This window comes from Clostridium cadaveris, from assembly GCF_020911725.1.
GTDB classification, from domain to species: Bacteria; Bacillota; Clostridia; order Clostridiales; family Clostridiaceae; genus Clostridium_X; species Clostridium_X cadaveris.
Window position 1 is genome coordinate 3275001 of sequence record NZ_CP076620.1, and the last position, 12940, is coordinate 3287940.

A 12940-nucleotide genomic window follows, 5' to 3' on the forward strand; every position below is an offset into this window, starting at 1 on the left:
ACTATTATTTCTTTTATTTCCTCACTAATTCTAATTTATTCTAATAAAGACACACCAGGCAGCGTATTTTTATGTTAACATTGTTTTCAGAAATTTCACATGTTATAATTAATTTAATTATGATATTTTGGAGGTAATTCTATTATGAAGAAAAAAATAATTTGTTTATTTTCCGCTTTTCTTTGCATCTTCTTTCTTGCATCTTGCGGACAAAAATCTACAGAGGAAATTTTGAACTCTACATTAGATAAGCTAAACTCTATAGAAAACATAGATGAATCGTTAAATCTTTCTTGTACAATTCCCAACTCTTCTCCTATAACTATGAAAATAAATGCCAAAGCTATTCCAAAAGAATCTAAATTTTATGCAGATTTTTCTATGGATATAATGATTATGAAGCTCAGCATGACAATGAATGCTTCTCAAGAAAAGATATTTGTTAAATTCAATGATATATTTCCTAAGTATATAGATATGACGGATTCTGAAGAAGGCAAGGAATTTTTAAAAACCGCTTCAAAATCTAATTTTTCAAATTCTTCTTCAGAGTACAATAATATTTTTAAAGTTGCATTTGATGAAGCCAAGAAAAATAACACCAAACTTACAAAAGCAAAAAAACAATTAATGGCTCAGAGCAATCTTTAGATCAGCTTTCTCTATCCCTTAACAGTGATGAATTAAATAACGTTTTAAAATCCGCTATTAAAGATTCTTTTTCTGAAAGTGGCTCTGATCTTTCAAATGATCCTGCTACAAAGGAAATGTTTGATTCACTAAAAGTAAGTGATATGACTATTGATACTTATATAAATAAAGACTACGTTCCTATTTATACAGAAATTAAATTCAAGATAAATATTGGAAATGAATCTGCGGATTGCAGTACTGAAATGATTATAAATGCCTATGATTCTAAAATTGATATTCCTGAAGTTAAAGAATCTGATATAGCCACTCCAGAAGAACTTAAAAATAGTCCATTTTCAAATATTCAATAAAAACACTTAATCCACAAGATCTTTAATTAAGTTTAAAATCTTGTGAATTTCTTTTTTAATTACTTTATTGTACTTTTTTCTTCTACATTTTCTTAAAAGTAAGAAAATCCTATGTGCTCATTCACATAGGATTTTTTTTATTAAAGTTTATTTACTAATTCCTTAAATCTATTTCCTCTCACCTCAAAGTTAGGGAAAGCATCAAAGCTTGCACAAGCAGGAGAAAGAACAACTGAGTCTCCACTCTTTGATATTTCCTTTGCTTTTAATAAAGCTTCTTCAAGATTTTCTACTATATATATAGGAATATTTATTCCTTTTTCATTTCTTAAATCATCAAAAACCTTCTTTATCTTCTCTTTTGTATGACCCATAAGTATTAATGTCTTTATATGACTATATCCATTTTGAGCTAAAGTTTCAAATGGTATCTTCTTATCATATCCTCCAGCTAAAAGTATAACTGGTTCTTCAAAGACACTTATTGTAGCCAAAGTTCTTGTTGGACTTGATCCAATAGAGTCGTTGTAGTATTTTACGCCTTCAACTTCTCTTATGAATTCATTTCTGTGCTCAACCCCATTAAAATTCATAGCTACATTTTTCATAGTTTCCTTTGACACATCATCCTTTACTGCCAAAAATGCTGCCAAATAGTTTTGAACATTATGATCTCCTTTTATACGTATATCATTTTTGCTGCATACTTCAGTTCCTTTTATAAAAAGCATATCATTTTTCAAAAATGCTCCATCTTCTAGAACTCTTGTATTTGAGAAAAGTTCAACATTTCCTTTTGCTTCCTTTATAAAGCTATAAGTTATGTCATTTTCCCTATTTAATATAAGCAATGAATTCTTATCTTGATATTTAAAAATATTCTTTTTAGATTCAATATATTCATTCATATTTTTATGCATATCAAGGTGATTTGGACTTAAGTTGGTTATTATAGCTACTTCCGGAGATACATCCATAGTCATAAGTTGGAAAGATGACAATTCTAAAACTACTTTATTTTCAGGTTTAATATCTTCTATATTTGCAAATAAAGGAGCTCCTATATTGCCTCCAACCCATGTTTTATACCCTTCTGCTGTCAAAAGTTTTGAGATTATTGTGGTCGTTGTAGTTTTACCGTCACTTCCAGTAACTCCATAAACTTTAGCAGGACAATATTTAAGAAATTCTTCCATCTCAGAAGTAATCTTTGCTCCTTCTTCTTTTGCCTTAACTAAGGCAGGGCTATCTATCCTCATTCCTGGTGTTTTGAAAATAACTTCAAATCCTGTAAGTCCATCTAAATATCGTTGTCCTAAGCATAATTTAACCCCTATAGATTTAAGATTATCAGAAGTCGCTCCTAAATCTCTTTCATCTTTTCTATCGAAGGCAGTGACATCAGCACCAAGCTTAACAAGAAAATTTATTAGAGGTAAATTGCTTATACCTATACCAACTACTGCTACCTTAGAACCTTTTATAAAATCTTTAAATTCTCTAAAGTCTCGTTTCATTTATTCCTCCTACATATTGCCCCTTAATTTCTTATATTATATTATACTAAATTATTTCTTATGATAATTCTTATCATATATGCTTGTTTTTAAACTCCCCTAAAACTTTATCACATGATTGATACGTCCAATATAATTCTATTTAATTAAACTTCTATAATAAATATTATACAACTCTTTCTCCGTTATTTCTTCCGGATGATTTTTTAATTTTCCTTTATTGCAAGCTATAGACTTAGCATAACTTAAAATTTCTTCTTCTGTCACAATACCATTCCATTTTAAAATATTCCTGAACTTTTCTCCCAATTCCTCTATAGAATTTACCCCTATAAATGAAAGAAGTTCATTAACCCTTGTTTTATCTTTAAATACTTTAAGATACTCTTCATAAAGTATCCCATTTGCCATTCCATGCGCCATGCCTTTAAAGTAAGTCAAATGATATCCCATGCCATGTGGAAGAGAAGTTCCTGTTTGAGTTATAGCCATTCCCCCTAATGTTGAAACCATCATAAGGTCTTCTCTAAGCTTTAAATCTAACTCTCCACTTAAAAATTTAGGAAGACATTCTCCAAAAATTTTAAGACCTTTCTCACAATATATATCTGACATAATATTTGCATTGCTATTAAGGTAAGCCTCTGCAAGATGAGAAAATGCATCTATTCCTGTATTTACAGTAACAGTATATGGCATCTCAACCATATAAGAAGCATCACAAAAAGCTATTTCAGGATAGATTAATTGTCCTAGATTCTTCTTAGTCTTAGCTTTATGATCTGTTACTATGGAATAAGGTGTAACTTCTGATCCAGTTCCAGCTGTAGTTGGCACGGCAATTACAGGAATACTTTTGAGGTATGGCGCTTCAAGTATATCTTCACAGCTATAGTTCACGTTATTTATTAATACCCCTATTGCTTTTGATGCATCTATTGGTGATCCTCCGCCTATACCTATTATAAAGTCTACATCTTCTTTTTTTCCTAGTTCCGCTGCTCTGCCTATAGTCTCTAAACTTGGATTTTCTTCTATATCATCAAATATTATATAGGATATGTTGTTTAAGCTTAAAGCCTCTTCCATATCTTTTAAAGATCCGTTTTTCTTTGAAGAACTTTTCCCTGTTACTATCATAGCCTTTTCTCCAAAGTTTTTTAGCTCATCCTTATATTCTAAAACTACACCTTTACCAAAATAGCATTTAGTAGGCATTAAATATTTAAAACTCATGGGACACCTCCTTAAATTTAAAACAAAAGCTGAGTTCCATAATGTCCTCAGCTTTTAATTCTAGTTCTAAAATTTTGTTTTTAAATTTATCTTATACTAAAACTCCATTTTCTCACTAATGTAGCTTACAAGTTCATCAATTGGTAATCTTATTTGTTCCATTGTGTCTCTATCTCTTACAGTTACTGTATTGTCTGTCTCTGTATCGAAATCTACTGTTATACAGAATGGTGTTCCTATTTCATCTTCTCTTCTATATCTCTTTCCTATTGATCCAGTTTCATCATAGTCAACTGGGAAGCTCTTACTAAGCATTGCATAAACTTCTCCTGCTTTATCTGAAAGCTTCTTTGATAGAGGTAATACAGCCGCTTTAAATGGTGCAAGTGCTGGATGGAAATGAAGTACAGTTCTTACATCCTTTCCTCCATCAAGTTCTTCTTCATCATAAGCTTCTACCAAGAATGCAAGTGCAACTCTATCAGCTCCTAATGATGGCTCGATACAATAAGGCACATATCTTTCATTTGTAGTTTGGTCTAAATAGCTTAAATCTTGACCTGAATGTTCCATATGTTTTTTAAGGTCGTAGTCTGTTCTATCAGCTATTCCCCAAAGTTCTCCCCATCCAAATGGGAATAAATATTCTATATCAGATGTAGCATTGCTGTAGAAAGATAACTCTTCCTTATCGTGATCTCTCATTCTTATATTTTCATTATTCATTCCTAGATTTAATAAGAAGTTCCAGCAATACTTTCTCCAGTAATCGAACCACTCTAAATCTTTTCCTGGTTCACAGAAGAATTCAAGTTCCATTTGTTCGAACTCTCTAGTTCTAAATGTAAAGTTTCCTGGAGTTATTTCATTTCTGAAAGATTTACCTATTTGAGCTATTCCAAAAGGTATCTTCTTTCTCGATGATCTTTGAACATTCTTAAAGTTTACAAATATACCTTGAGCTGTTTCTGGTCTTAAATATATTTCTGACTTAGCATCTTCTGTTACTCCTTGGAAAGTCTTGAACATAAGGTTAAACTTTCTTATGTCAGTGAAATTCTTCTTTCCACATTTAGGACAACAGATGTTATTATCATCTATATATTTCTTTAATTCCTCATTAGTCCATCCATCAGCAGTAGCAACTTCTGCTCCGTTTTCAGTCATGTGATCTTCAACTATTTTATCTGCTCTATATCTAGTTTTACAATCCTTACAGTCCATAAGTGGGTCTGAGAATCCGCCTACGTGTCCTGATGCCACCCAAACTTCTCTATTCATAAGTATTGCACAGTCAACACCTACATTATATGGACTCTCTTGAACGAATTTCTTCCACCAAGCTTTCTTAACATTATTTTTAAATTCAACTCCTAAAGGACCGTAATCCCAAGAGTTTGCAAGACCACCGTATATGTCTGATCCAGGGAATATAAATCCTCTATTTTTGCATAAAGCTACTATCTTATCCATAGTCTTTTCTACTGCCATTTTTTCTACCTCCTAATTTTTTATAATAAAAAAGGCTATACCAATTAAGGGACGGATAAATCCGCGGTTCCACCCTTATTGGCATAGGCCCTGCTTTCATAAAATATTGCTCAAAAGCTCCATTCCTTTAAAAAATCTAATGATTTACACCATCCATCATCTCTCTATAAGATTCACATAAAGTACTTTTCTTTATCATCGCATGAATATTTAGTTATATAAACTTATTGTAGCAAATAGTTTTATATTGTCAATAGATTAAACTGCCTTCCTATCAAAAACTTCTTTTTTTGCTGGCAAATTCAAATCAAATTTTATTGATAAAATTCTAGTAATAAATGTAATTAAAAAGCATACATATAATGCTCCTTCTCTTGGTATTATGTCCTCTACGAAATAAAAAGCTAATGCTCCTATGAGACATGCCACTGCATAAACTTCTTTTCTGAATACGAATGGAATATCTTTCACAAATACATCTCTTAATATTCCGCCACCTACGCCTGTAAATACTCCCATAGCAACAACTATTAAAGGTGCATCAAATCCATTTGAAAATGCTGCATTAGCTCCAATTGCAGTAAAAACAGCTAACCCTATGCTATCGCATAAACTTATTATTCCTTGTAGTTTTCTCACTTTACTATTAAATTTATACGTTATTAGCGCCACTATTATTGCTACTATCATATATTGTGGATTTACAAAAGCTGTTGGAGGAGTGTTCCCTATAAGTATATCTCTAAAAATCCCTCCACCTAAAGCTGTAGTTATAGATAAAAAACTTATACCAAATATGTCTAATTTCTTTTCAATACCTATTAGTGCCCCCGATATTGCAAATGCTATAGTTCCTATAGCTTCGAAAACATTTAATAGTAATATCATGCCCTCACCCCAAGTCAAATTTTCAACTTATATCTATTTATACTATATACTATGCTAATCATAAAAATGTTACATTAAAATTTATATTATTCTCAATTAGTCGTAAAAAAAGAGATGACTCTTATCATCTCTAAATCTATGTTTAACGCTATTTAGGTTTCAAAAAAGAAAAATGGCTCCGCGAAAAGGATTCGAACCTTCAACCTATCGGTTAACAGCCGAGTGCTCCACCGTTGAGCTATCGCGGAACGTTATTACATATATTATTATAGCAGTTTTTTTTATAATTTCAATAGTTTTTTTAATTTTTTTGTATTTTTTTTTACTTTTTTAATGCCTTTTTAACTATCATAAATTCCTCTATGATATCCCTATCTACATCATAACTATTATAATAAAAAGCTATTCCAAAACTATTTTCTGTACTTCCTTCTATTTTTCTTTTAACATTCCTTAGTTTGTCACCAATTTTATAATAATCTACAGAACAATCTTCAGCTCCATAAATCTCAACATGCCTATTACTAATTTCATTGAAATCCATATTTGCAAGTTCATCTCTATCTAAGAAAAACTCAAAGAAAATCCCATCCAGGTTAAATCCTATATCCCCAACACCTTCTATAACTATTATTGGTATTCCATAGTGCTGATATCTATATTCAGAACCTATCTTGATATAATTCCCTTTACATATAGTATATGTGCATTTTATTTTTTCACTTTCCGATAATTTTTTATAAGCATTTTCTGCATTTTCATATATTGAATTTATAAATTCATGAACTTCTTTTATATTTATCACATAATCCCCCCTAATATGCAGAAAAGCTCATTAGGTTTTCTGTCGATCTAATGAGCTTTTTATATTCTTCTTATAATGGTTTCATTGTTGGGAATAAGATTACATCTCTTATTGACGATGAGTTAGTCAAAAACATAACTATTCTATCTACACCCATTCCAAGTCCTCCTGTTGGAGGCATTCCTGTTTCAAGTGCACTCATAAAGTCTTCATCTATTACGTAAGCTTCATCATCTCCAAGTTCTCTTTCTTTTGCTTGTTGTTCAAATCTCTCTCTTTGAACTATTGGATCGTTAAGCTCTGAGTAAGCGTTGCAAACTTCTCTTCCATATATGAATCCTTCAAATCTTTCTGTATACTCTTCCTTACCTCTCTTCTTCTTAGTTAAAGGAGAAATTTCTACAGGATAATCACATACAAAAGTTGGTTGAATTAAATGCTCTTCTGCATATTCTTCAAACATAGCATTTAATATATCTCCCTTTGTACAGTCATTTATATCTTTCTTGAACTCAAGATGTTTTTCCTTCGCTATCGCTCTTGCTTCTTCATGTGTAGCTATAGTATCAAAATCTACTCCAGCATATTCTTTTACAAGATCAACCATAGTAGCTCTTCTCCATGGTGGAGTAAGGTCTATTTCTTTTCCTTCATAAACTACCTTTGTAGTTCCATTAACCTTTTCACAAGCATATGCAACCATGTTTTCCATTATAACCATCATATCATTGTAATCAGCATAAGCTTCATATAATTCTATCATAGTGAATTCCGGATTATGTCTTACAGATACTCCTTCATTTCTAAAGTTCTTACCCATATCATATACTTTTTCAAAACCTGAAACTATACATCTCTTTAAGTATAACTCTGTAGCTATTCTCAAATACATGTCTATGTTTAATGCATTATGATGTGTAATGAATGGTCTTGCAGCTGCTCCTCCTGCTATTGGAGAAAGTATTGGAGTTTCTACTTCCATATATCCTAAGTTGTCTAAGAATTCTCTTATAGCTCTTATTATCTTTGATCTCTTTATAAAAGTATCCTTAACTTCTGGATTAGTTATGATATCAACTTCTCTTTGTCTATATCTTAAATCTTGATCTTTTAATCCGTGCCATTTTTCAGGAAGCGGCTTTAATGACTTAGAGATAAGCTCATATTCATTAACCATAACTGTTATCTCTTCAGTCTTAGTTTTAAAGATCTCTCCTGTTACACTAACCCAGTCTCCAAGGTCTAAAGTTTTAAATTCTTTTAACCTTTCTGCTCCTAAGTTGTTTACTTTTAAGAATAGTTGAAGCTTCCCATCTCTATCGTTTATATCAGCAAATCCAATTTTACCTTGAACTCTCTTTGACATAAGTCTTCCAGCTACAGTTACTACTTTCCCTTCAAGCTCTTCGTAGTTATCTTTTACTTCCTTTGATGTATGAGTTCTTTCTACTTTATATACGTCAAAAGGATCCTTTCCTTCTGCCTGCAGCTCTTCAAGTTTTTGTCTTCTAAGGGCTTCCTGCTCACTATACTTAGCTTCTTCAGCCTTAATGTTCATTTCTTCATTAGCCATTGTACTACCTCCGTTATTAACTTCTTCTTATTCCTAGTATTTCATACTTACAAACTCCACCTGGAACTACTACATCTACAACGTCTCCAACTTTCTTGCCCATTAGAGCTTTTCCTACTGGTGATTCGTTTGATATTTTATTTTTCATTACATCAGCTTCTGCTGATCCAACTATTGAATACTCTACTTCTTCATCAAATTCATAATCTTTAACATTAACTATAGATCCTATATTTACTGTATCCGTAGATATCTCACTTTCATCTATAACACTAGCATTTTTAAGCATATTTTCAAGTTGAATTATTCTTCCTTCAACAAATGCCTGCTCATTTTTAGCTTCATCATACTCAGAGTTTTCACTTAAATCCCCATATCCTAGAGCAACTTTTATCTTTTCAGTTATCTCTTTTCTTTTTACAGTTTTTAAAAACTCTAATTCATCCTCTAATTTTTTTATTCCCTCATAGGTCATTACATATTTTTTTTGCTCGCTCATTTTTCTAACTCCCCTTTAATCTTCATAGTAACCATTATATATTATGGCTTATTTATTTACAATTCATTTCACTAGTTTCATTTGTATATTTAAAACATTATAGACCAGTAAAATAATTATTGTCAACTTAACTAATGCTTATATTTTTTCTTTAATAATGAATTTTATATGATATATATCTATTCACCACATTTGTAGTTAAGTACTTAATTAAAATTCTTACACCTTATATTAAACTATTTCTAAATTCGCTTATGATCTCTAAAACTTTTTTGCTGTCATTCTCAATATTTATTTGATTTTTTACAGCTGTGCTATTTTGTATTCCTTTTAAATACCATCCAATTTGCTTTCTCATCTCTCTGACTGCCCTATATTCATCATAATAAGCAAGTGCTAATCTATAATGCTTCATACACATATCAAGCTTTTCTACATCTGACACTTTATTTTGAGGACTGCCATTTAAAGCATCTTTTATATCTCTAAAAATCCACGGGTTTCCCATGGCCCCTCTTGCTACCATAATCCCATCACATTCAGTAACTTGTTTCATTTTAATGGCATCTTCTGGAGAAAATACATCTCCATTTCCTATAACAGGTATTGAAACAGATTTTTTTACATCTCTTATTATGCTCCAATCTGCCTTTCCTTCATACATCTGTTCTCTAGTTCTTCCATGAATGGTTAAGGCATCAGCCCCACCATCCTCTAGGTACTTAGCAAAGTCAGATGCCAAGCTGTCTTCTCTATAAAATCCCTTTCTGAACTTTGCAGTTATAGGCTTTACAGATGCTCTTTTCATTTCTTTAATAATATCTCTTGCTAGGTGCGGATCAAGCATAAGGGCAGATCCTTCCCCATTTTTCACTATCTTTGGTGCTGGACATCCCATATTTATATCTATTAGCAAAACATCATTATCATCATTAAATGCCTCTACAGCTTTTGCCAATATATAAGGATCATTTCCAAAAAGTTGAACTGCCACTGGTTTTTCTTCCTGTGACAGCTTTAGAAGTTCAATAGTATTTTTATTATTATAAAGCAAACCCTTAGCACTTACCATTTCTGTGTATACAAGGTCTGCGCCCATAAGTTTGCAAAGTCCTCTATAGGCTATATCTGTAACTCCAGCCATTGGTGCTAGAAAAACACCTTCATGGAATTCATTTTTTCCTATGTTCACTTTATCTACTCCTTGTTTTTCTCATATATACGAATCAATCCTTCTAATGTCAAAAGAGGGTCTATCTTATCTATACATTCTGTTTCTTCATATATAAGTCTAGCCAATCCTCCCGTTGCTATTACATAAGGCTCCTCAGTACCCATTTCTATCATTTCTTTTTTCATTTTATTCACTATGTATTGTACCTGTCCTATATATCCATATACTATACCAGCCTGCATACTTGATACAGTGTTCTTACATATTATAGTTTCTGTCTTTGCAAGCTCTACTCTTGGAAGTTTTGCTGCTCTTTCAAATAGGGCATCTGATGAAATCTTAACACCAGGACATATAGCTCCACCTAAATAATCTCCATTTTTATTTACAGCACAAAAAGTTGTAGCTGTTCCAAAATCAATTATTATTACAGGTCTTTTGTAAAGATCATGAGCTGCAACTGCATTAACTATTCTATCAGCTCCTACTTCTTTTGGATTATCATATTTTATATTTATACCAGTTTTTATTCCAGGTCCTACTATTATAGGATTTCTGTCAAAAAACTTTCTTATCATGTGCTCCAAAGTATAAACTACATTTGGAACTACAGATGATAATATAACTCCCTTTATATCACTTACTTCAAAATGTTTATGAGCAAAAAGCTGCATAACTTCTATACCATATTCATCAGAGGTCTTCTTACTGTCTGTAGCCAGTCTCCAATCTCCTATAAGCCTTTGATTTTCGTTGTCATATACTCCTAAAACAACATTTGTATTCCCTACATCTATAAGTAAAATCATAATATTTACACCGCCCCTATATAATTATAAAAGCAGCATAATGCTGCTTTTATAATAAAATTTAAGTCTCATTTTTTAATTTATGCAGTCTTATAACATTTAATTATTCAATATTTAACAATATTATTTTAGCAATTTACAGTATTTTGTCAAGGAGTATAGAGAAAATGATGTATTAATTCAAAAATAAAACTTTCATGAGATTTTATTTCTCATGAAAGTTTTACTATTTTTTATTAGAACAGACCTACTATTTCTCCATTTTCTAATATATCCATCTTTTCTGCTGCTGGTACTTTAGGTAATCCTGGCATAGTCATTATATTTCCTGTAAGAACTACGATGAATCCAGCTCCATTAGATACTCTAACCTCTTGAACTGATACTTCAAAACCTGATGGTCTTGCAAGTAAAGATGGATTATCCGATAAAGAATATTGTGTTTTAGCCATACATATAGGCTTTTTATCTAATCCAAACTGCTCTAATTCTTTTATTTGTTTATTTGCTTGAGCAGAATAAGCAACGCTATCTGCACCATATATATTTTTAGCTATAGCTGCTACCTTTTCCTTTATAGAAAGTTCTTCGCTATATATTGGATGAAAATCGCTCTTTTCTTCTTCTATAGTCTTTAAAACAGCTTCTCCTAAAGCAATTCCACCTTCGACGCCTTTAGCCCATACATCAGCTAAAGCCACCTTTACTCCCATAGATTCACAGAATTCTTTAATATACTTGTGTTCTTCTTCTCCGTCTGTAACAAATCTATTAATAGCAACAACTACTGGAACTCCAAAACTCTTTACATTTTCTATTTGCTTCTCTAAGTTCTTTATTCCCTTAGCTAAAGCTTCAACATTTACTGTACCTAAGTCTTCTTTTTTAACTCCACCGTGATGTTTTAATGCTCTGACTGTAGCAACTATTACAACACATTGTGGCTTTAAGCCTCCAAATCTACATTTTATATCAAAGAATTTTTCAGCTCCTAGATCAGCTCCAAAACCTGCTTCTGTAACAACATAATCCCCTAGTTTTAAAGCCATTTTTGTGGCTGTTAAGCTATTACATCCATGAGCTATGTTTGCAAATGGTCCACCATGAATTAATGCTGGTGTATTTTCTAATGTTTGTACAAGATTTGGCTTTATAGCATCTTTCATAAGCATTGCCATAGCACCTTGTACTTTTAAATCCTTACAATATACAGGCTCTCCATCTAAATTGTAAGCCACTAATATATTTCCCATTCTCTCTTTTAAATCTTGTAGGTCTTTAGCTAAGCATAATATAGCCATGATTTCTGATGCAACTGTAATCATAAATCCGTCTTCCCTTAAGAAGCCATTAGCTTTTCCACCTAAACCAACAACTATATTTCTAAGAGCTCTATCATTCATATCTAAAACTCTCTTAAATATTATTCTTCTCGAATCTATTTTTAATGTATTACCTTGATGTATATGATTATCTATTGCTGCTGATAAAAGGTTATTCGCAGCTGTTATAGCATGCATATCTCCTGTAAAATGAAGATTTATGTCTTCCATTGGAACTACTTGAGCGTATCCGCCGCCGGCAGCTCCCCCTTTAATTCCAAATACAGGTCCTAAAGAAGGTTCTCTTAAAGCTATAACTGAATTTTTCCCCATCTTACGTAAAGCATCCCCTAAGCCTACTGTAACAGTGGATTTTCCTTCACCAGCTGGAGTTGGGTTAATAGCAGTAACTAAAATTAACTTTCCATCTTCTTTTTCATTTAAACTTTTAAGTACATCTAATGATATTTTACATTTGTATTTTCCGTAAAACTCAATCTGCTCTTCGTTTAATCCAAGTTTTTCTGCCACCTTAATAATTGGTTCCATCTTTGCACTTTGTGCTATTTCAATATCACTCTTCATTCCCCATTAGTTGCTTAATAAGCAACTTACCTCCTTT

Annotated in this window: 12 protein-coding genes, 1 tRNA gene and 1 other annotated feature; of the genes, 2 read left to right on the forward strand and 11 right to left on the reverse strand. The window is 31.8% G+C overall.

The annotated features are described in order from the left end of the window. Positions 1 to 144: 144 nt before the first annotated feature. On the forward strand, positions 145 to 651 hold the full coding sequence (locus tag KQH81_RS15850; RefSeq protein WP_230028486.1) for a hypothetical protein: 507 nt from the start codon (positions 145 to 147) through the stop codon (positions 649 to 651). Further along, a complete protein-coding gene (locus KQH81_RS17695; protein WP_326839259.1) occupies positions 627 to 1004 on the forward strand; it encodes a DUF6612 family protein in 378 nt (125 codons plus the stop codon). The genes KQH81_RS15850 and KQH81_RS17695 overlap by 25 nt, the downstream gene beginning before the upstream one ends. Positions 1005 to 1144: 140 nt before the next feature. Here KQH81_RS17695 and murD read toward each other — a convergent pair whose 3' ends face one another. The 11 genes from murD to KQH81_RS15910 all read right to left on the reverse strand — a co-directional run bounded on the left by murD (position 1145) and on the right by KQH81_RS15910 (position 12903). Further along, positions 1145 to 2521, reverse strand: a complete 1377-nt coding sequence (gene murD, locus KQH81_RS15860) for a UDP-N-acetylmuramoyl-L-alanine--D-glutamate ligase (protein ID WP_230028489.1) — start codon at positions 2519 to 2521, stop codon at positions 1145 to 1147. 138 nt (positions 2522 to 2659) lie between these two features. Continuing rightward, complete coding sequence (locus tag KQH81_RS15865; RefSeq protein ID WP_230028490.1) at positions 2660 to 3757, reverse strand: iron-containing alcohol dehydrogenase family protein; 1098 nt, start codon at positions 3755 to 3757, stop codon at positions 2660 to 2662. 96 nt (positions 3758 to 3853) lie between these two features. Continuing rightward, the gene (locus tag KQH81_RS15870) at positions 3854 to 5248 is read right to left on the reverse strand and encodes a glycine--tRNA ligase (protein ID WP_230028491.1); all 1395 of its coding nucleotides are present in this window, start codon (positions 5246 to 5248) and stop codon (positions 3854 to 3856) included. A 44-nt stretch (positions 5249 to 5292) separates the two neighbouring features. After that, positions 5293 to 5456, reverse strand: a binding site (T-box leader). Between the two features lie 50 nt (positions 5457 to 5506). Beyond that, on the reverse strand, positions 5507 to 6136 hold the full coding sequence (locus KQH81_RS15875) for a trimeric intracellular cation channel family protein (protein ID WP_207719580.1): 630 nt from the start codon (positions 6134 to 6136) through the stop codon (positions 5507 to 5509). 173 nt (positions 6137 to 6309) lie between these two features. Further along, a tRNA-Asn gene (locus tag KQH81_RS15880) sits at positions 6310 to 6384 on the reverse strand. Positions 6385 to 6458: 74 nt separating this feature from the next. Then, the gene (locus KQH81_RS15885; protein ID WP_230028492.1) at positions 6459 to 6941 is read right to left on the reverse strand and encodes a hypothetical protein; all 483 of its coding nucleotides are present in this window, start codon (positions 6939 to 6941) and stop codon (positions 6459 to 6461) included. A gap of 70 nt (positions 6942 to 7011) precedes the next feature. Further along, positions 7012 to 8514, reverse strand: coding sequence for a lysine--tRNA ligase (gene lysS, locus KQH81_RS15890; protein ID WP_027639692.1), 1503 nt, complete (start codon positions 8512 to 8514; stop codon positions 7012 to 7014). Between the two features lie 16 nt (positions 8515 to 8530). After that, complete coding sequence (gene greA, locus KQH81_RS15895) at positions 8531 to 9013, reverse strand: transcription elongation factor GreA (protein WP_027639691.1); 483 nt, start codon at positions 9011 to 9013, stop codon at positions 8531 to 8533. Between the two features lie 226 nt (positions 9014 to 9239). Beyond that, positions 9240 to 10205: a tRNA dihydrouridine synthase DusB gene (dusB, locus tag KQH81_RS15900; protein ID WP_099336496.1), complete on the reverse strand. Its 966-nt coding sequence runs from the start codon at positions 10203 to 10205 to the stop codon at positions 9240 to 9242. A 5-nt stretch (positions 10206 to 10210) separates the two neighbouring features. Beyond that, positions 10211 to 10996 carry a type III pantothenate kinase gene (locus KQH81_RS15905; protein WP_027639689.1) on the reverse strand — a complete coding sequence of 262 codons (786 nt, stop codon included), beginning with the start codon at positions 10994 to 10996 and terminating at the stop codon, positions 10211 to 10213. A gap of 236 nt (positions 10997 to 11232) precedes the next feature. After that, positions 11233 to 12903, reverse strand: a complete 1671-nt coding sequence (locus KQH81_RS15910) for a formate--tetrahydrofolate ligase (protein WP_230028494.1) — start codon at positions 12901 to 12903, stop codon at positions 11233 to 11235. Positions 12904 to 12940: the final 37 nt, after the last annotated feature.

Coding starts and splice junctions, on each gene's coding strand:
- KQH81_RS15850 (WP_230028486.1), top strand. CDS start 145: ATGAAGAAAAAAATAATTTGTTTATTTTCCGCTTTTCTTTGCATCTTC.
- murD (WP_230028489.1), bottom strand. CDS start 2,521: ATGAAACGAGACTTTAGAGAATTTAAAGATTTTATAAAAGGTTCTAAG.
- KQH81_RS15865 (WP_230028490.1), bottom strand. CDS start 3,757: ATGAGTTTTAAATATTTAATGCCTACTAAATGCTATTTTGGTAAAGGT.
- KQH81_RS15870 (WP_230028491.1), bottom strand. CDS start 5,248: ATGGCAGTAGAAAAGACTATGGATAAGATAGTAGCTTTATGCAAAAAT.
- KQH81_RS15875 (WP_207719580.1), bottom strand. CDS start 6,136: ATGATATTACTATTAAATGTTTTCGAAGCTATAGGAACTATAGCATTT.
- lysS (WP_027639692.1), bottom strand. CDS start 8,514: ATGGCTAATGAAGAAATGAACATTAAGGCTGAAGAAGCTAAGTATAGT.
- greA (WP_027639691.1), bottom strand. CDS start 9,013: ATGAGCGAGCAAAAAAAATATGTAATGACCTATGAGGGAATAAAAAAA.
- KQH81_RS15905 (WP_027639689.1), bottom strand. CDS start 10,996: ATGATTTTACTTATAGATGTAGGGAATACAAATGTTGTTTTAGGAGTA.
- KQH81_RS15910 (WP_230028494.1), bottom strand. CDS start 12,903: ATGAAGAGTGATATTGAAATAGCACAAAGTGCAAAGATGGAACCAATT.